Annotated in this window: 14 protein-coding genes; 1 reads left to right on the forward strand and 13 read right to left on the reverse strand. The window is 59.8% G+C overall.

Going from position 1 to position 18,347, the window contains the following annotated elements; translation table 11 throughout:
* Positions 1 to 40 precede the first annotated feature (40 nt).
* The 10 genes from hemN to ccoN all read right to left on the reverse strand — a co-directional run bounded on the left by hemN (position 41) and on the right by ccoN (position 10,920).
* A complete protein-coding gene (hemN, locus tag AC3ISG_RS08675) occupies positions 41 to 1,423 on the reverse strand; it encodes an oxygen-independent coproporphyrinogen III oxidase (protein WP_489299000.1) in 1,383 nt (460 codons plus the stop codon).
* A gap of 70 nt (positions 1,424 to 1,493) precedes the next feature.
* Positions 1,494 to 2,261 (reverse strand): sulfite exporter TauE/SafE family protein, encoded by a 768-nt coding sequence (locus AC3ISG_RS08680; protein WP_489299001.1) that lies wholly within the window; start codon positions 2,259 to 2,261, stop codon positions 1,494 to 1,496.
* A gap of 654 nt (positions 2,262 to 2,915) precedes the next feature.
* Complete coding sequence (ccoS, locus tag AC3ISG_RS08685) at positions 2,916 to 3,131, reverse strand: cbb3-type cytochrome oxidase assembly protein CcoS (protein WP_489299002.1); 216 nt, start codon at positions 3,129 to 3,131, stop codon at positions 2,916 to 2,918.
* Between the two features lie 25 nt (positions 3,132 to 3,156).
* Positions 3,157 to 5,640, reverse strand: a complete 2,484-nt coding sequence (locus AC3ISG_RS08690; RefSeq protein WP_489299478.1) for a heavy metal translocating P-type ATPase — start codon at positions 5,638 to 5,640, stop codon at positions 3,157 to 3,159.
* A gap of 16 nt (positions 5,641 to 5,656) precedes the next feature.
* Complete coding sequence (locus AC3ISG_RS08695) at positions 5,657 to 6,190, reverse strand: FixH family protein (protein ID WP_489299003.1); 534 nt, start codon at positions 6,188 to 6,190, stop codon at positions 5,657 to 5,659.
* 12 nt (positions 6,191 to 6,202) lie between these two features.
* On the reverse strand, positions 6,203 to 7,618 hold the full coding sequence (gene ccoG / locus AC3ISG_RS08700; RefSeq protein ID WP_489299004.1) for a cytochrome c oxidase accessory protein CcoG: 1,416 nt from the start codon (positions 7,616 to 7,618) through the stop codon (positions 6,203 to 6,205).
* 56 nt (positions 7,619 to 7,674) lie between these two features.
* Positions 7,675 to 8,655 carry a cytochrome-c oxidase, cbb3-type subunit III gene (ccoP, locus tag AC3ISG_RS08705; protein WP_489299005.1) on the reverse strand — a complete coding sequence of 327 codons (981 nt, stop codon included), beginning with the start codon at positions 8,653 to 8,655 and terminating at the stop codon, positions 7,675 to 7,677.
* Positions 8,652 to 8,861 carry a cbb3-type cytochrome c oxidase subunit 3 gene (locus AC3ISG_RS08710; RefSeq protein WP_122622699.1) on the reverse strand — a complete coding sequence of 70 codons (210 nt, stop codon included), beginning with the start codon at positions 8,859 to 8,861 and terminating at the stop codon, positions 8,652 to 8,654. The genes ccoP and AC3ISG_RS08710 overlap by 4 nt, the downstream gene beginning before the upstream one ends.
* 5 nt (positions 8,862 to 8,866) lie before the next feature.
* A complete protein-coding gene (gene ccoO, locus AC3ISG_RS08715) occupies positions 8,867 to 9,478 on the reverse strand; it encodes a cytochrome-c oxidase, cbb3-type subunit II (protein ID WP_489299006.1) in 612 nt (203 codons plus the stop codon).
* Positions 9,478 to 10,920 carry a cytochrome-c oxidase, cbb3-type subunit I gene (gene ccoN, locus AC3ISG_RS08720; protein WP_489299007.1) on the reverse strand — a complete coding sequence of 481 codons (1,443 nt, stop codon included), beginning with the start codon at positions 10,918 to 10,920 and terminating at the stop codon, positions 9,478 to 9,480. The genes ccoO and ccoN overlap by 1 nt, the downstream gene beginning before the upstream one ends.
* An 858-nt stretch (positions 10,921 to 11,778) precedes the next feature.
* On the opposite strand from ccoN, the gene AC3ISG_RS08725 reads away from it, so the two are divergent.
* The gene (locus AC3ISG_RS08725; RefSeq protein WP_489299008.1) at positions 11,779 to 12,468 is read left to right on the forward strand and encodes an alpha/beta family hydrolase; all 690 of its coding nucleotides are present in this window, start codon (positions 11,779 to 11,781) and stop codon (positions 12,466 to 12,468) included.
* On the opposite strand, the gene AC3ISG_RS08730 is transcribed toward AC3ISG_RS08725, so the two are convergent.
* The 3 genes from AC3ISG_RS08730 to AC3ISG_RS08740 all read right to left on the reverse strand — a co-directional run bounded on the left by AC3ISG_RS08730 (position 12,443) and on the right by AC3ISG_RS08740 (position 17,965).
* Positions 12,443 to 12,940 carry a hypothetical protein gene (locus AC3ISG_RS08730; RefSeq protein WP_122622674.1) on the reverse strand — a complete coding sequence of 166 codons (498 nt, stop codon included), beginning with the start codon at positions 12,938 to 12,940 and terminating at the stop codon, positions 12,443 to 12,445. The genes AC3ISG_RS08725 and AC3ISG_RS08730 overlap by 26 nt on opposite strands.
* Before the next feature lie 162 nt (positions 12,941 to 13,102).
* A complete protein-coding gene (locus AC3ISG_RS08735) occupies positions 13,103 to 16,054 on the reverse strand; it encodes an immunoglobulin-like domain-containing protein (protein ID WP_489299009.1) in 2,952 nt (983 codons plus the stop codon).
* A gap of 54 nt (positions 16,055 to 16,108) precedes the next feature.
* Positions 16,109 to 17,965: a hypothetical protein gene (locus AC3ISG_RS08740; RefSeq protein WP_489299010.1), complete on the reverse strand. Its 1,857-nt coding sequence runs from the start codon at positions 17,963 to 17,965 to the stop codon at positions 16,109 to 16,111.
* Positions 17,966 to 18,347 lie beyond the last annotated feature (382 nt).

An 18,347-nucleotide genomic window follows, 5' to 3' on the forward strand; every position in this document is an offset into this window, starting at 1 on the left:
TTCCTCCGCGCCAGGCGGAAAGTTCCTATATCACTTGGGCCTATATCACCCGGGAAAAGCGCTGACGGTTCTGCGCGGCCAAATAAGCGTCGAACACCATGCAGATCGAGCGCACCAGCAGACGCCCCGCCGGGGTGACGGTGATACCTGTCGGGTCCAGATGAATCAGCCCATCTGTCGCCATGGTCAGCAACTGCGGCCACTGCTCTCGGAAATGTTCCCGAAAGTGAATGGAAAATTCATTCTCGACAGGGCCGAAATCCAGTCGGAAGTGGCAGATCAGTTGGCTGATGATGGTGCGCCGCAGCTGATCGTCCTCGGTGCAACGCAGACCGCGCTTGGTTGCAAGTTGGTCGCTGGCCAGCAAGGTCTGGTACTCGCTGAGGTCGCTGGTGTTCTGGGCGTACAGCTCGCCGATCTGGCTGATGGCCGAGACGCCAAGACCGATCAGATCGCAGTGGCCATGGGTGGTGTAGCCCTGAAAATTGCGCTGCAGCGTGCCTTCTTCCTGAGCGATCGCGAGGTCGTCATCGGGCAGGGCGAAGTGGTCCATGCCGATGTAGCGATAGCCGGCGCCGGTCAGTTGCTCGATGGTGCGCTGGAGCATCTCCAACTTCTGTTCCGGGCTGGGCAACTGCGCCGTGTCGATGCGCCGCTGGGGCATGAAGCGCTCGGGCAGGTGGGCGTAGTTGAACACCGACAGCCGGTCGGGCTGCAGGGCGATGACTTGCTCGACGGTGTGGGCAAAACCCTCTGGCGTCTGCAGCGGCAGACCGTAGATAAGGTCGATGTTCACCGAGCGAAACTGCAGGGTACGCGCGGCTTCGACGATGGCGCGGGTTTCTTCCAGGCTCTGCAAACGGTTGATCGCCCGCTGCACCAGCGGATCGAGGTCCTGCACGCCGAGGCTGACGCGGTTGAAGCCCAGCTCGCGCAACAGCCCCATGGTCGACCAGTCTGCCTCGCGCGGGTCGATCTCGATGCCGTAGTCGCCGGAGTGGTCGTCCAGGAGAGTGAAGTGCTGGCGCAAGTGGGCCATGAGCTGGCGCAGTTCGACGTGACTGAGAAAGGTCGGGGTGCCGCCGCCGAAGTGCAATTGCTCGACCACCTGACGGTCATCGACGTGGGCGGCGATCAGGCTGATCTCGCGCTCCAGGCGCTGGAGATACGCCTGCGAGCGGCTGCGGTCCTTGGTGATGACTTTGTTGCAGGCGCAGTAGTAGCAAATGTTGGCGCAGAACGGGATGTGCACATAAAGCGACAACCGCCGCGACGCCTTACGGCTGTCGCGCAGTGCATGCAACAGTTCGAAGGCGCCAACCTGCGAATGAAATTGCACGGCGGTGGGGTAGGACGTGTAACGGGGCCCCGCCAGATCGTAGCGGCGGACGAGTTCAGAATCCCAACGAAGGTCGTCGAGCATGGGGGCATTCCCGATGAGGATGGCGGTGCGGGAAGTGTAGGCAGCGCGCAGATCAGGGCGTTGATCTGGGTCAATGGATGGGAGGCTGGGATTTCTCGTGAACCATGCCTGCATGATCCATGGCGGGATTCATTTCGTGATTCATCGTGTGAGGCGTGTGCCCCATCAGCCACTGTTGATGAAGGCCGGGGAGTGTCCACAGGCCGAACAGAATCACCAGCACGCCGCCGGCCACGCGCACGCTCCTTCGGCGGAGCAGGGCGGTGATGCGCTCGGCGGCCAGGCCCGTGGCAAGCAGCACCGGCCAGGTACCGACCCCGAACGCGAGCATCAGCAATGCGCTGTGCAGTGCATCGCCCTGGCTCGCCGACCACAGCAAAGTGCTGTAAACCAGCCCGCACGGCAGCCAGCCCCATACCGCGCCCAGCAGTAACGCCCGGGGCGTCGTCGACACCGGCATCAAGCGGCGGGCCAGCGGTTGCAAGTAGCGCCAAACCCCGCGGCCCAGACCTTCGATGCGGGTCAGGCCGCTCCACCATCCGGCCAGGTACAAGCCCATGGTGATCATCAGCAACCCGGCGATCACCCGCAACAGCATCGCCCCCGGGCTGTTGGCGACGGCCCAGCCGAGCATGCCCGTCAGCAATCCCGCGCAGGCGTAGCTGAAAACACGTCCGACGTTGTAGGCCACCAGCAGACGCAGGCGTCGTCCGTGTTGCTCGTTGGGAATGGCAAAGGTGAGCGCGCCCATCAGCCCGCCGCACATGCCCAGGCAATGGCCGCCGCCGAGCAGGCCCAGCACGAGGGCGGAGAGGAGTTGGGGGAGGAGGTCAGGCATAGGCATTATCCGAAAGCGTTTCGGTGAGTGTTATTACGCCATCGCGAGCAAGGTGGAGCGCCACCCCGGTCGTCCCACATGAGATTGCATCAAGCCTGAATGCACCGCCGATGTATCTGCCAACACATGGACTGTAGGAGTGAGCTTGCTCGCGAAGAGGTCGGTACATCCGACAGATATCCAGCGGTCGATAGTCAGCCTTCGTGAGCAAGCTCACTCCCACAGGGACCGCGTTCACTTAGCAGAGTCCTTCGTGAGCAAGATGAAGCGCCACCCCGGTCGTCCCACATGAGATTGCATCAAGCCTGACGGCACCGCTGATGTATCTGCCAACACATGGACTGTGGGAGCGAGCTTGCTCGCGAAGAGGTCGGTACATCTGACAGATATCCAGCGGTCGATAGTCAGCCTTCGTGAGCAAGCTCACTCCCACAGGGACCGGGTTCACTTGGCAGAGTCCTTCGTGAGCAAGATGAAGCGCCACCCCGGTCGTCCCACATCGGAATGCATCAAGCCTGAATGCACCGCCGATGTATCTGCCAACACATGGACTGTGGGAGCGAGCTTGCTCGCGAAGAGGTCGGTACATCCGACAGTGATCCAGCGGTCGATAGTCAGCCTTCGTGAGCAAGCTCACTCCCACAGGGACCGTGTTCACTTGGCAGAATCCTTCTTGACGCCCGCTTTCTCTTTCCCTGCCGCTTCATCCACCCCGGCCTTGTGCCCTGGATCTTGATCGTCGAACAAAATGCTGTGAGCGGGACCGTCCAGGTCGTCGTACTGACCGCTGTCCACTGCCCAGAAAAAGACGTAAACCGCCACCGCCACAATCAGCAGCGCCACCGGAATCATGATGTAGAGCGCAGGCATCGGGCCTCCGAATCGGCTCGTGGGTTCATGGGGTCACCGTCTGACGGGCAGCGATGGATTCTGCAGAAAGCGGCTTCATCCGCGTCAGACGCAACGCATTCAACACCACCACCAGCGAACTCACCGACATCCCCGCCGCTGCCCACAACGGTGTGACCCAGCCCATCGCCGCGAAGGGCAGCACCAGGCCGTTGTACAACCCGGCCCACGCCAGATTTTCCAGAATGATCCGCCGCGTGCGCCGAGCGAGGCCAAGCGCCTCCACCAACACCTGCAGACGGTTCGACAACAACACCGCATCGGCGCTGGTCTTGGCCAGATCAGTGGCCGAGCCCATGGCGATGCTGATGTCGGCTGCTGCCAGCACCGGCACATCGTTAACCCCGTCGCCAATCACCAGAAGGGTCCGACCCTCGGCGCGCAGCCGTTGGAGAATGGCGAGCTTGTCATCCGGCCGCAGGCTGCCTCGCGCGTCATCGACCTGTAGCTGAGCAGCGACGCTGGAGACCATGGGCGAGCTGTCGCCGGACAACAGCAAGGTCTTCCAGCCGCGTTGTTTGCATGCTTCGACCAGGGCGGCCGCATCGTCCCGCAACCGATCATCCAGCACCAGCCAGGCGAGGGCCTGCGTGTCATCCCCCAGCAGCAACCACTGACCGGGCTCATCCGGCATGGAGGGCACAGCGACGCCGCTCAAGGCGCAGACAAACCCGGGCTGACCGATGCGCAACTGCCGCCCGTTAACGACGCCTTCCAGCCCCAGTCCCGGCGTAGCGAACACCCCTTCAGCGATCAGCGGCGTCTTGCCGAACGCCCGGGCAATCGGGTGTTCAGACCGACTTTCCAGTGCCGCCGCCAGGCTCAAACAGTCGTCACTGCTCAGCGCGCCGAGGCTGCGAATGGCCATTAGCGTCAGGCGACCTTCCGTCAGCGTGCCGGTCTTGTCGAAGATCACCGTGTCGATTCGGTTCAGCCCTTCCAGCACATGGCCGCGGGTCAGCAACAATCCGAGCCTGTGAAGCGTGCCGGTGGCGGCGGTCAGCGCGGTCGGCGTTGCCAGCGACAAGGCGCACGGGCAGGTGGCGACCAGCATCGCCAGCACAATCCAGAATGCGCGAGCGGCATCGAGCTGCCACCAGACCACGCCGACACACGCCGCCAGCACCAGCGAAATCAGCAAAAACCACTGCGCCGCGCGGTCCGCCAACTGCGCAAGGGGCGGCTTCTCCGATTGGGCGCGCTCCAGCAATCGGACGACGGCAGAGAGTCGCGTGTCATCGCCGAGGGCAAGGACTTCCACGGTCAGCACGCTTTCAATATTGGCGGTGCCGGCGGTGACGGCGTCTCCCACCTCGCGTGGCTGAGGCAGGTACTCGCCGGTGAGCAGTGATTCATCGATGCTCGACCGACCCGCGATGATTCGGCCGTCCGCCGGCAACATCGCGCCGGGGTGGACCACCACGTGATCGTGCAGGCGCAGTTGATCAGTCAGGATGCGCTCGGTCTGGCCGTCCGCGCTCAGGCGCAGGCAGGACGCCGGCAGCAGATTGACCAGTTGCGCCGTCGCGGCGCTGGTGCGCTCCCGGGCGCGGCGTTCGAGGTAGCGGCCGGTGAGCAGGAACAGCGCGAACATGCCGACCGCGTCGAAATACAATTCGCCAACCCCGGTGACCGCCGTCCAGATGCCCGCCAGGTACGCCGCGCCAATCGCCAGCGACACCGACACATCCATCGTGAGATGACGGGCGCGCAGGTCGCGCAGCGCCCCTTTGAAGAACGGCGCACAGCTATAAAACACGATGGGCGTGGTCAGAAACATCGCCACCCAGCGCAGGATCGTATGCATCTCGGGGCTGAGGTCGATGTTGAATTCAGGCCAGGTCGCCATGGTCGCCATCATCGCCTGAAACCACAGCAACCCGGCGACGCCCAGTTGACGCAGGCTGCGGCGGTTTTCCCGGGCCAGATGCTCGGTCGCCTTGTCCGGCTGATAAGGGTGGCCGGCGTAACCGATGCTGCGCAGCTCGGCCAACACCTCGCTCAGGGGCATTGGCTGGTCATGCCAGCGCAGGTGCAGGCGGTGATTGGACAGGTTCAGCCGCGCTTCGACCACGGCAGGCAACGTGCGCAGATGGCGCTCGATCAGCCAGCCGCAGGCCGCGCAGGTGATGCCCTCGATCATCAGCGTCGTTTCAGCCACATCGCCGGCGACATCGCCAGAAGGGGTGTCATGGCGGACAAACGGGGCTTGCACGTCGGGACGATCAAACAGGGCTTGTTCGTCGGCCACAGGCGTCGGCAACACCTGAGGATTGACCGATGGTTCGCTGCGATGCAGGTAATAGCTTTCCAGGCCGCCGACGACGATGGCGTGGGCCACGGCCTGACAACCGGGGCAACAGAACTCTCGCGCCTCACCCAGCACCGAGGCGACGAAGCGCCCGCCCGGCGGGACCGGCAGCCTGCAGTGGTAACAAGACCGCAGGGCTTTTATCTCGTTGGCCGTCATTTGAGTGGCGTTCACGTCAATGCCTGCCCGCGCCCTGAATCGGTTCGTCGCCCAGGGTCAGTGCCTGCCCGGTAACGATCCGTTCTTCTTCGAACAGGCGCCAGGTCTGGGCGTTTTCCACCCCCAGCAATTCGACGAAGCGCCGGCCTTCGACCCTGTCGCTCAACTGCCCGACGTAACGCCCCGGCTGCGAAGGGTTACGCGCCAGCACGATTTTACGGTCCTTGTCCGGCTGGGTCGGGGAGATCAGGTTCAGCACCATCGTTTCCGGCTGACTGGCGCCGCTCAGCTGGACATCCACTTCGCCGGTCAGCTCATCAAGGCCCACCCGGGCTTGCAGGTTGAGGGACTGAGCCAGCAACTCGCGATCGAGGGATCGGTTGATGCCTTTCCCGGCCTCATAATAGTTGTCGGTGACGAGGTTGTCCGGGTGGGTCACGGCGATGGTGACCATTGCCGCGGTCAACGACACCGAGCAGGTCAGGATGCCAATGATGATCCATGGCCATAGCTGCCGGTGCCAGGGAAGTGCTGCGGTGATTGCGGTCATTTCCGACATCTCTCAGCGAATGGACGGGCCGATGAAACGGCTCTTGGCGTGGACTTCGGTGTCGCTGTGCTCGCTCTCCGTGAGGCTGAAACTGACCTCGTTGGTGCTCGATGGCAGTTGCTCCGGCGCGACCGACAGCTGCACCGGCAGGCTGACGATCTCGCCCGCCGGCACCCTGATCTCGCGACGGCCTTGCAGCTTCAGGTCCGGCAACCCGGTGGCCTCGAGCAGATAGATGTGGTCGATCTGGTCCTTGTTCATGACCTTCAGGCTGTAGACGTTTTCGATCCGGCCGTCAGCGTTTTCCCGGTACAGCATGCGGTCCTTGCTGACGTCCAGACCCACCAGCGAGCGGGTGAGAAACGCGGCGGTGAGCCCGCCGATCATCACCAGCAACACCAGGCCATAGCCGATCAACCGCGGCCGCAGTGTATGGGTTACCTGCCCGGAAAGGTTGTGTTCGGTGGTGTAACTGATCAGGCCGCGCGGGTAGTCCATCTTGTCCATGATCGAGTCGCAGGCATCGACGCACGCTGCGCAACCGATGCACTCGATCTGCAGGCCGTCGCGGATGTCGATGCCGGTGGGGCAGACCTGCACGCACATTGTGCAGTCGATGCAGTCGCCCAGGCCTTCAGCCTTATAATCCGTGTCCTTTTTGCGCGCACCCCGTGGCTCGCCGCGCCGTGGGTCGTAGGAAACGATCAGGGTGTCCTTGTCGAACATCACGCTCTGAAAGCGCGCGTAGGGGCACATATGGATGCACACCTGTTCCCGTAGCCAACCGGCATTGGCGTAGGTGGCGAGGGTGAAGAAGCCGACCCAGAAATACGACCAGCCGTCGGCCTCGCCGGTGAAGAAGTCCGCCAGCAGCTCGCGGATGGGCGAAAAGTAGCCGACGAAGGTCAGGCCGGTGACCAGGCCGATCAGCAGCCACAGGCCGTGCTTGGCACTCTTGCGCGCGAACTTGTTGGCGTCCATGGGCGCCTTGTCGAGCTTGATGCGCTGGTGGCGGTCGCCTTCGGTGACCTTTTCACACCACATGAACACCCACGTCCACACGCTTTGGGGGCAGGTATAGCCGCACCAGACGCGCCCGGCGAACACGGTAATGAAGAACAGCCCGAACGCGCTGACGATAAGGATGCCCGACAACAGAATGAAGTCCTGCGGCCAGAATGTGGCGCCGAAGATGTAGAACTTGCGTTCCGGCAGGTTCCACCACACCGCCTGATGCGCGCCCCAATTGAGCCAGACCGTGCCGAAATACAGCAGGAACAGCACAACGCCGCCACCCATGCGCAGGTTACGGAAGACACCGGTGAACGCGCGGGTGTAGATCTTCTCCCGCGAGGCGTACAGGTAAACGGTGTCGCCGTCCTTTTCAGTCGGCGGCGTGACGTTGTGCAGCGGAATCTGATTGCTCATGGCAGCGTCCTACGCCCTACGGGCCGAATCATCAGCGTGTGCGACGGCGATATCCTTCACTCTGGGTTTGCCGCCGGTTCGTCGCCATGGGACAGGCTATACACGTAAGCCGCCAGCAGGTGCACCCGGTCGTTTCCTTGCAGCAAGGCCTGTGCCGGCATCTGGCCCTGGCGACCGTACTGGATGGTCTGTTGCAGCTGGGCAAAGCTTGCGCCGTAAATGAACGCGCCGGGGTGGGTCAGGTCTGGCGCGCCCAATGCGGCAACGCCTTTGCCCTCTGGCCCGTGGCAGGCGACGCAGGTGGTGGCGTAGATTTTCGCACCTGCCAGCGGATCGGCGTTCGCATCCGCCGGCAGCGTGTGGCCGTTCAGCCGGGTCAGCACGTAAGCCGACACGTCCCGCACGCCCTGATCGCCGATCACCGCACCCCACGCCGGCATCACGGCGTGACGGCCGTTCATGATGGAGGTTTTGATGCTCTGCGCATCGCCGCCCCAGCGCCAGTCGGCGTCGGTGAGGTTGGGGAAGCCGTAGGCGCCTTTGGCGTCGGAGCCGTGACAAACCGAGCAGTTAGACGCGAACAATCGACCGCCCATCTTTAGCGCTTGCGGATCTTTAGCCACCTCTTCAATAGGCATCGCTGCGAATTTGGCGAAGATCGGTCCGAAGCGCGCTTCGGAGCGGGCCATTTCCTTCTCCCATTCATGCACGCCGGTCCAGCCGGTTGTGCCGTCGGAAAACTGGATTTTTTTCTCGTTGTCGGCGTAGTCGTACCCCGGCAGCAGGCCCTTCCAGTTGCCCAGGCCCGGGTAAAACGCCAGATAACCCAAGGCGAAAATGATCGTGCCGATGAACAACCAGAACCACCATTTGGGCAGCGGGTTGTCGTATTCCTCGATGCCATCGAAAGAGTGGCCGACGGTTGCATCGGTGGTGTCGGCGCGCTGGCCCTTGCGCGTGGCGATCAGCAGCCAGCCCATCGCGAAGATCGTGCCCAGGGTCAGCACCGTGACGTAAAGGCTCCAGAAGGTGCTCATTCTTTTGGGCTCCCTGCGGCGTGTGCTTTGCTTTGGTCTTGCGCCTGCCTGACCTGCGCGATCGCCTCTGGATCATCGGCAAACGGCAGCAGGGTTGCATCGTCGAATTCCGCCTTGCGCCGCGGGCTGAACACCCACAACGCCAGACCAATGAAGGCCACCATCACGACGACGGTGCCCAGGCCTCGTATTGTTCCCATGTCCATGGCGATCACCGTTTGCTCTTGATGAGGGTGCCCAGGCCCTGAAGGTAGGCCACCAGCGCATCCATTTCGGTCTTGCCCTTCACCGCGTCGGCTGCACCGGCGATGTCGGCATCGGTGTAGGGCACGCCCAGGCTGCGCAGCACTTCCATCTTCTTGCCGGTCAGCGTGCCGTCGAGCTTGGTGTCCGCCAGGAAGGGATAGGCCGGCATGATCGACTCCGGCACCAGGTCCCGCGGGTTATACAAATGCGCGCGGTGCCAGTCATCCGAGTAGCGACCGCCGACCCGGGCCAGGTCCGGCCCGGTGCGTTTGGACCCCCACAGAAACGGATGATCCCAGACGCTCTCGCCCGCCACCGAGTAATGCCCGTAGCGTTCAGTTTCGGCGCGAAACGGCCGGATCATCTGCGAGTGGCAACCCACGCAGCCGTTGGCGATATAAACGTCGCGGCCCTCAAGCTCCAGCGCCGGGCGCGGCTTCATGCCTTCGACGGGCTGGGTGGTGACGTCCTGAAAGAACAGCGGAACAATCTGCGTCAACCCGCCGATCGCCACCGCGATGACCATGAAAATCGACAGCAGGCCAATGTTCTTTTCCAGTGCTTCGTGCTTGATCATCAGTGAGCCCCCACGACGGCAATCTGTGCGGCGGCTTCCGCTTCTTCCGTGTTCGCTGCACGAATGGTGCGGAGCACGTTGTAGGCCATGAACAGCATGCCGCTGGCGAAAATCCCTCCGCCCAACGCGCGGACGATGTACCCCGGATGACTGGCCTGCAGGGCTTCGACAAACGAGTAGGTGAGGGTGCCGTCGTCGTTGATGGCGCGCCACATCAGGCCTTGGGTGATGCCGTTGACCCACATCGCGGCGATGTAGAGGACGGTGCCGACCGTGGCGAGCCAGAAGTGCGTGTTGATCAGCGCGACGCTGTGCATCTGCGCACGGCCGTAGAGTTTCGGGATCATGTGGTAGACGGCGCCGATGGAGATCATCGCCACCCAGCCCAGCGCGCCGGCATGAACGTGGCCGATGGTCCAGTCGGTGTAATGGGAAAGCGAGTTGACGGTCTTGATCGCCATCATCGGCCCTTCGAACGTCGACATCCCGTAGAACGCCAGCGACAGCACGAGGAAGCGCAGAATCGGGTCGGTGCGCAACTTATGCCATGCGCCGGAGAGGGTCATCATGCCGTTGATCATCCCGCCCCAGCTCGGCACCAGCAGGATGATCGACATCACCATCCCCAGCGATTGCGCCCAGTCGGGCAGGGCGGTGTAGTGCAAATGGTGCGGGCCGGCCCAGATATACAGCGTGATCAACGCCCAGAAATGCACGATGGACAGGCGATAGGAATAGATCGGGCGCTCGGCCTGTTTCGGCACGAAGTAATACATCATTCCGAGAAAGCCGGTGGTGAGGAAAAAGCCCACGGCGTTGTGCCCGTACCACCACTGGATCATCGCGTCGGTGGCGCCGGCATACGCCGAGTACGACTTGAACAGGCTCACCGGCAGCGAGATGTGGTTGACGATGTGCAGCATCGCCGTCACCACGATGAAAGCGCCGTAGAACCAGTTGGCGACATAAATGTGCTGGGTCTTGCGTTTGACGATGGTGCCGAAGAAGACCGCGCCGTAGGCGATCCAGACAATCGCCAGCAGGATCGCGATCGGCCATTCGAGCTCGGCGTATTCCTTGGTGGTGGTGTAGCCCATCGGCAGGCTGACGATGGCGCCGATGATTACCGCCTGCCAGCCCCAGAAATGAAAGGCCGCCAGGCCATCGGAAATAAGCCGCGCCTGACAGGTGCGCTGGACGACGTAATAGGACGTGCCGAACAGTGCACAGCCGCCGAACGCGAAGATAACCAGGTTGGTATGCAGGGGACGCAGGCGACCGAATGTCGTCCACGGTAGTCCGAAATTCAGGTCAGGCCAGACGAGCTGGGCGGCGATGAACACGCCCATGCCCATGCCGATGATGCCCCAGACCACCGTCATGATGGCGAACTGGCGGACGACCTTGTAGTTATAAGCAGTCGGGCGGGGTGCTGTGCTCATGTCAGGTTCCACGGTGTGTATTTTATTAGTGTGGTAACAGCCGCATCTTCGATCGCGCGTAGCCCGTCACGCAGTGGCGTGGTTGGGATCGACGGAGGCGATAGACGCGGTGCGCGCAGACGCCCGGTCGCCGAAGCGTGAGGGGATTCTGGCTGAGTGGCCTGGGGGAAGGAAGACAGGTCGAGCTGGATCGCGCGCGTGAGTGGGAGGGATTGGATACAACCCTGCGGGTGAAAACAGCGCTGAGGCTGCTTGTCTGCAAGAGGGTTGCGTTGCCGGGCACAATCTTGTTGCTGGGCCTGTGGCTAGCTGTCGCCGGTCCACTGTGCGGACACAGCTTAGACGCGAATGATCGCGGAGGGAAGGCTTTGGAACAGCGCCTGCGACACTTGGCCGCGCTCGACGGAAAGTTGCCGCGTCCCTGGCGGGACGCGGCGATCAACCATTTCCGGAGATAGCTGAAACGCTTCTCTGCCTGCCGTTCCTGTGCATCGAGAGAGCATTTCGACTGCAAAGTTGTATACAAAAAGCCGCTGACATTGGCGCTTTTTCCCGCCCAAAAATATTTGGCCCGAGCTGGCAGAAAGGCCGGCGATCGTCACGGGTGATCGTCCGGCGCGGACAAAAAGCATATTCCGTCGATGAAACCGCCCGGTTGTGTGCAGGTTGGGGCGCTCAGGGTTCGGTGCTTGTTGCCGAAGTGCCGGGCTAGACTAACGCCCGGGAGCTGAACCCTTGCTGTCGGGACAAGGCAATCGGCGGGCAGGATCATGGCGCGCCAAGGTTGCTGCATAATGCCGGCCGTGGTGCTCGCCTCAGTCGGCGGGTGGTCGATGTTTTGGTAAAAAAGAGACCGGCATGAGCAAACAACAGGCAGCGAAGCGAGCGGCTGATCACTGCGCGCAACTGGCGCAAGAACACGGCTGGATCTGGGATGCGCCAACCGGCCCGGCGGCGGACGCGCCCTCGACGCTGATTCTCGCCCACGGCGCGGGCGCCCCGATGGACAGCGACTTCATGAACGACATCGCCACGCGCCTGGCGGCCTTGGGTGTCGGCGTGCTGCGCTTTGAGTTCCCCTACATGGCCCAGCGCCGAGTCGACGGGCGCAGACGACCGCCGAACCCTCAGCCGAAGTTGCTGGAGTGCTGGCATGGGGTGTACGCGGCGGTGCGTGCCGGTGTGAGCGGGCGGGTGGCGATCGGCGGCAAATCCATGGGCGGACGCATGGCCAGCGTCATTGCTGACGACGTGGAAGCCGATGGGTTGTTCTGTCTGGGCTATCCGTTCTACGCGGCAGGTAAACCCGAGAAACCGCGGGTCGCGCACCTGGCGGAACTGCAGACGCCGACGCTGATCGTTCAGGGCGAACGTGATGCGTTGGGCAATCGAGAGGCGGTTGAAGGGTACAAGCTGTCGAGAGCCATTGACGTGCATTGGGTACCGACTGCCAACCATGACCTCAAACCGTTGAAATCATCGGGCCTCAGTGTCGAGGCGTGCATGCAGGAAATCGCCGGGCTTATGGCGCGTCGGCTGATCGGATAGCGGGATGTTCCTCGGCGTTCAGGTCACAAACCAGGTCGAAAAGGCCGTCGGTCACGTGAAAGTCCTTGGTCGGGACCGCAAACTCGAAGTTGCCGTGCAGCTGTCCTGAGGTGGCATCGCAGCCCAACAGCGTCAGGTTGCCTTGCTGCAGATCGCGGGAGTGATAAATCTTCGCCATCCGCGTGGGGGTGAGGTGATAGATAACGGTGATCTGTTCGTTGCGCAGCAGGTTGTAGCTGCCGGGTTGCACTGTCTGGTCGATGAACAGGCCGATCATGGTGCGGTGCCGACGAACCGTGCCAGTGGCGAGGATCTTCCAGATTCGGCACGTGGTCGGATCCGACCGGCCCGGGCGCAGACACGCCATGGCACTCAGGCGGTGGGTGATGAAAGGGTGGCCGTTGACGGTGGCGCTGAACGTGCCGCGCGCCGCCGGTGCTTGCGGGCGTTGAAGTGGAGGTTTTGCGGGCATTTTTCTGAGCTTTCCGTGAACGGGTTTTAGGGGTGGTTTGGCGCTGCACGTTTAAGACGCCGTCGGGTGGCGACGACGTCTTTGAAAGGGGGTGCTGCTTACGTGTCTGAAGCTTGCCGGGTAGCGTGATTGGCTGATTCGCGCATTAGCTAAAACAGCGAATTAGCGAATAGCAACGCCCAGGCTGGAATTGATGTGGAGCAGTTTGTAGTCCTTTCCGGTGTTGAGGTTTTTCACGTAATACCACTTCGCGCCGAACACGTTCTTGGCGACGGTGGACGACCAATAGTTGGCATTGCCCATTGGCCAGCGGTTGCCGTAGGCGTTATAGATCTCGATCAGCTCGTGGATGCTCGGGATGCGCCCGCCGATGCGGTTGGCGGCGTTGGAGATTTGGGTGTAGTTGCCGGAGCCCACGCCGTGGCATTCGATGACGCCGGTGACGGACACGGTAAAGCTTTTGCTCTCGCCCGTAGCGTCTGTCGCCGTGATGATCGCGCCGCCCCTGCTGCGTACGGAGACCAGGCCTGTCGAGTCAACATGTGCCACGTTCGGCATGCTCGAAGAGTAGGTATAAGGTGGCTTGCCGCCGGCTGCTACCCGCTTGATCGTGGTTCCGCTCGGGAAGACCGGAAGCAGTTCTGGATGTGCCGGAAGCAGATAAATCTTTCCGCCCAAGGTGGCTGGAGATGTGTCGAATTCCAGACCCTTGAGAACATTGAGCGACAGTTCTTCAGAGCGGCGAGGTGTGCCGTTTCGGATGACTTCATAGCTCACTGTTGCGGAACTGCCTTCAGCTGCAGAGATCTGTGCTTTTGGCACATTGAAGACGAGCGTGTGTTGGTCTCCAACCGTTTGCGTGGCGGTATCGAATGTCGAGACGCTAGACCAGCGAGCGGTGACACGATCCTCAGGCGCCATGTTGCGATAGCTGACGCGCACAGTTGCACCAGACGCAGGGATCAAGGCGGGGCGCAAAATTCCGTCAGCGCCGACTGAGTCCATGGCAGGTGCCGGCAGTTCGAGCACTGAACTCATGATTTGCAGGCTCACGACCTCGGACTGTTGCACGCCACTAGCGCGTTGCACGGTGTATGAGACGTTGACTGTTTGACCATCGTTTGCACTGACCAATTGGCTGGCAAAGACTACCGACAATTCGCGAAATGCCTCCTCGGCCGTGATGACGTTGTTCTTTGTCCCGCTGCCCCTTGGACCGCTCCAGCGGGTTTCAACGATATCGCCAGCCTCCAGATTCGCATCGGAACCAATCAAGACTGTAGCGCCGTTAGGTGCATCAGCAGGATCGAGCGTGTCGCCTTTGGCTTCTTTGACAGTCGGATTGGGCAACGGCGCGTAGACCATGCTACCGACACGGAATCGCAGCTGTGCGGAGACGAACTTCTGCGTGCCCCGGTCGACCTCGTACCAAGCGGTCACTTCGCTGTTTGTACTGGCCTCGACGACGCGCTTGTTGACCCTGAAAATCACTTCTCTGCTGACGGTCCCGCTATTAATTACAGTGAAGTCACTGTAACTGCCGCTGGATCCTTGGCCATCCCAATGCAGTGTGACTCGATCATTCACCGCCATGCCCGGATACCGCGCGATGCGCAGCGTGGCTTCCAGGGCAATGGTCGCGGGGTCCAGTACGCCGCTGCTGTCCAGTTCGTCAATTGAGGGCGCCGGAAAGGAAACCCCAGTGTCATCGCCCACCAGAACATTCAGAACGGGCGACTTGAAGAACTCCCGCTCGAATGAAGTAACGGTGTAGTACACCTCCAGTGAACCGCCCGCCAATGGGCTGACCTTCATGTCAGGAATGGCGTACTGCAACGTGTTGCCGATGTCTCCATAGCTGAGGTTCTTACGCTCCTCATGCATGACGTTTGCGCCACCGGCCGTTTTCCCCATCCAGACAAGATTGACATCGTGGCCCGGAAGCATGAAGTAGTAAGGGGGTACCTCGACTAGTACGTTATGGGCAGTCGGGTCCAGTACCCCTTCGTTTTGCTCGGCCACGGGAATTCGTGGCGGATCCAGTTCCATCATTTGCCCGATGATTTTCAACGGTAGATTTTTCGATATCAATGCCTGGCCGGTGGTTTTCATTACCCGATACTTGATGCGGGCGCGGCCTTGGCTAATCGGTTGGAACAGATCGTTCGGAAGCGAAAAGTCCAGAAATCCATACGGATTTTGGACCACTTTCGTCGTTCGATAGGTCGGCAGCGGCATGCCCGAGCCCGTCTCTCGTTCAACAGACAACATGACCTCATCGTTTTTAGCGATCTGCGGGTTGGACAGCACCAGAATTTGGACGGGCGAGCCATTCAGCTTTTCGAGATCTAGCTCCATGTCAGGTGCCTGCGGTGCGACCGGTGCCGGCAACGTATCCTGTCCAATTTCAACCTGCGCATAGGTCGGCAGTGACCAGCGCGACCAATTATTTACGACGTCGCGGATTTCATAGCGGACTTCGATCATGTCCGAACTGCCCGCGAATTCGATGGCGCTTTTGGGTACCTGAATGATGACTGGCTTACCGATCTCAGCCTCACTCATGATGACCATTCGAATGAATTGTCCATGCCATGACAACTTGACGTCGTCGCCGACGGTCATGTTCACGTATGGAGCGATTTCTACGGAGACGCCTTCAGGGGAGGTGATGATGCCGGGTGGGGAGACAATAGGTTTGGCAAGCGCTTCGTTTTCCCATGGAGTTGCTGGATTAATATCAGCACCACCAGGCACAGTAATTTTCACCGGGACAGTGATTGGGGGTGACTGGTTTTTAACGCCTCCAATTGGCTCAGTCACTTCATAGTGAAGTGTGATTTCTTTTGGATGGATGAACTTTTGGTCGAGTGGAAGAACGACGAAAGTAGGCGTCTCAGGAGTAAGGTCTTCATCGCGAACTGTGTAATTCAGTGCGAGTTGGTTATCGCAGTAAAGATCAATGATGTCCCCTGCCGCGATTGTGACGTATGGCCCTACACGGACCGACAATGGGACCTGTGGGTCAAGGGTATCAGCATAACCAATGCCGCTCGGGTCGTGCAGGTTCTGCATCGCCGGTACGGGTAACAGGTCTGTGAAGGGAGTATTCATTTTACTTTCCATAATATGTAGTGGTAGGCGAGCCGGGAGGGCTCGCCAAATGTTTTAGCAACCCGATCCGGGGGTTGCCATGCGGATCAGTACGGGGGTACTTATTGAGTTAACCGGCCCATTTGGACCCTCAACGCGGTAATAAGCTTCTGCGCGTCCGGTACAGATAAGTCGAAGTTGGTGATCGGTGACGCGAAAGCTATAACCGGCCGCTATTTCAAACTCATCAAGAACGTGAGTCATCTCAAAGCTGGCGCCTGGCACTGGCGTGTCGCCGTTTGCCGCGTTATATCCGCGGAATACCACGGTGACTCGTGGATACTTTGCGATATTCTCGTACGGCGCAATATAAATGGGTGTCCCATCTGGACTCAAAATAGGGCTGATTGCATTATTGTGGTTTGCGTTCGTAAAAACAGGGCCCTGTAGGCCTGTCTCTCCGCCCGGAAGGTCACCTTGAGAATGGACTGAGACACTTTGCGCTGGCGATCGTGAGATATTTGGACTGCTTGACTGAGATATCGAGTAGGACACCTTAATATCTTCGCCCGTGCCTTCCCCAGTCAGGATTCTATTCGGAATGGTGAGCAACAGGTCTCTATTAACGTCGCTGGAGCGCAACGTGTAAATCACCTGTTCATCCTGCGAGCCCCAAGTAAGCGTAAATACATCGCCGATGGCGAAATCGTCTCTCCAGCCAATTAGTGCGTAGGCATCAAGTAGGAAATCGTCTTCGTCAATTACATTGTCTTCGTTGTTAGCATTAGTGCTGCTTCCGCGGATAACAGGAAACGCTAGAGCCTCGTTCTCGGGTGTGCCCGGTTCCGGATCTTGCGGGCCCGGTAGCGTAATATTGACATCGACCACCAGCATTAAAGATGTGCCGATCAGAACGTTGTTACGGCGTACTTCATAATTTAACTGCGCAGGCCCGTCGCCCGCCAGTGCGACGATCCCATATCGTACGTTGATGGTGAATACGGGGTTGAACGTTTCGTCACCAGGATTTAACTGAACCTCCGGCAGAGGATAGGTGCCCCAGTAAAGGGTTACGTTATCGCCTGGTAATGCATCGGGATACTGAGGAATATCTACCGCTACGCCTGCTCGGGCGTCGGCATCGTCCACAATCCCATCGCTTGCTTGAGAACAAACGGGGGCAGGGTAGTTATCTGGAATATCTACAAGGAACAAACGGAACGTAGTTTCATTGGACTTGATCGACTGATTTCCTGCCCGATCCGTGACAACGAAGCTAACCGGCTCTGTGACATCGCCCAAACTTTCTAAAAACTCACGAGGAAAGCTCAACATCACGCGATCCATTGTCACCTCCGACGAGGTCACAGTGTGCTCAGGTCCGGCGATCGCCCCCCACAAAGTTCGAATTTGATCGCCCCATGCCATCCCTGAGTAACCAGGAACTTCAGCAACAAGAGTACCGCCAAGTTCGGTTAGCTCGTCTGCGGTCAGAATCCCATCTTGCGTTTGGAAGGGGAAAATCATGGGGGCGATTAGATCGCCGCCGGGTGCGACTGTGTCCACGATCAGGGGAATCTGCGGAGACTTTACAGATACCGCACCTCCCTCGTTGGTTGCTGCATAACCAACATTGTATTCCCCATCTTTGAGAAGTTCTGGCGGGATTTCCAGAGATATGAGCGTGCCAGGTGTCTCGTCAGTAATAAAAAATTGGTCTGTCAGGGTTTCTTTACCCCAAGTAATTTGACAAGAGTCCCCAGGCAGCGCCTCGTTCCAGCATGGAAATACAATTTGGACGGGCTGAAGAAGAGCTTCAAGGGTAAGCAAGCCGTCAATTGGATCAGCTGTTGGGATACTTGGCGTAGCGAGTGCTTTGGAAGGCCCGCGTGATTGTCGGGTCACAGTCGAGCGATTTGTTGAATTACACATTGTGTTTCTCCTGGAAAAAGGCAGCCGATAGCATTGGCCAGAATGGGGCTGCCTGGATTTTTTATATTGCCAGCACGGAGTGTGATGGCTAACTGGCCGATGATTACAAGCTAAGTTTTTAGATAGTTAAATTACGTAATAGGTAAATTTTAAGGCTGTCAATATTTATTGTGCGGTGGCGTAGTGTTCAAAGAGAAACCAATGGTCTCTGTTTTTCTTCAGAACACCGAATGTACATAATCTCACCTCGAGACAACTGTCAATGCTATGGCGATTTTTTTATATACATGGGTGCTATGCACTGATCGAGCTCTTTGATCAATTGCTCCATATCGATACCGTTGAGCGTTTTTCGTGCATGGGTACTTATATTTCTGCTACC

Source organism: Pseudomonas sp. GL_135 (genome assembly GCF_057834665.1).

What these genes read in the sequence shown, in the direction of transcription:
- AC3ISG_RS08740 (WP_489299010.1), bottom strand. Translation starts at nt 17,965, where the DNA reads ATGTGTAATTCAACAAATCGCTCGACTGTGACCCGACAATCACGCGGG.
- ccoG (WP_489299004.1), bottom strand. Translation starts at nt 7,618, where the DNA reads ATGAGCAATCAGATTCCGCTGCACAACGTCACGCCGCCGACTGAAAAG.
- ccoO (WP_489299006.1), bottom strand. Translation starts at nt 9,478, where the DNA reads ATGATCAAGCACGAAGCACTGGAAAAGAACATTGGCCTGCTGTCGATT.
- AC3ISG_RS08690 (WP_489299478.1), bottom strand. Translation starts at nt 5,640, where the DNA reads ATGACGGCCAACGAGATAAAAGCCCTGCGGTCTTGTTACCACTGCAGG.
- ccoS (WP_489299002.1), bottom strand. Translation starts at nt 3,131, where the DNA reads ATGCCTGCGCTCTACATCATGATTCCGGTGGCGCTGCTGATTGTGGCG.
- AC3ISG_RS08725 (WP_489299008.1), top strand. Translation starts at nt 11,779, where the DNA reads ATGAGCAAACAACAGGCAGCGAAGCGAGCGGCTGATCACTGCGCGCAA.
- AC3ISG_RS08680 (WP_489299001.1), bottom strand. Translation starts at nt 2,261, where the DNA reads ATGCCTGACCTCCTCCCCCAACTCCTCTCCGCCCTCGTGCTGGGCCTG.
- ccoN (WP_489299007.1), bottom strand. Translation starts at nt 10,920, where the DNA reads ATGAGCACAGCACCCCGCCCGACTGCTTATAACTACAAGGTCGTCCGC.
- AC3ISG_RS08710 (WP_122622699.1), bottom strand. Translation starts at nt 8,861, where the DNA reads ATGGACATGGGAACAATACGAGGCCTGGGCACCGTCGTCGTGATGGTG.
- AC3ISG_RS08695 (WP_489299003.1), bottom strand. Translation starts at nt 6,190, where the DNA reads ATGACCGCAATCACCGCAGCACTTCCCTGGCACCGGCAGCTATGGCCA.
- hemN (WP_489299000.1), bottom strand. Translation starts at nt 1,423, where the DNA reads ATGCTCGACGACCTTCGTTGGGATTCTGAACTCGTCCGCCGCTACGAT.
- AC3ISG_RS08730 (WP_122622674.1), bottom strand. Translation starts at nt 12,940, where the DNA reads ATGCCCGCAAAACCTCCACTTCAACGCCCGCAAGCACCGGCGGCGCGC.
- AC3ISG_RS08735 (WP_489299009.1), bottom strand. Translation starts at nt 16,054, where the DNA reads ATGAATACTCCCTTCACAGACCTGTTACCCGTACCGGCGATGCAGAAC.
- ccoP (WP_489299005.1), bottom strand. Translation starts at nt 8,655, where the DNA reads ATGAGCACCTTCTGGAGCCTTTACGTCACGGTGCTGACCCTGGGCACG.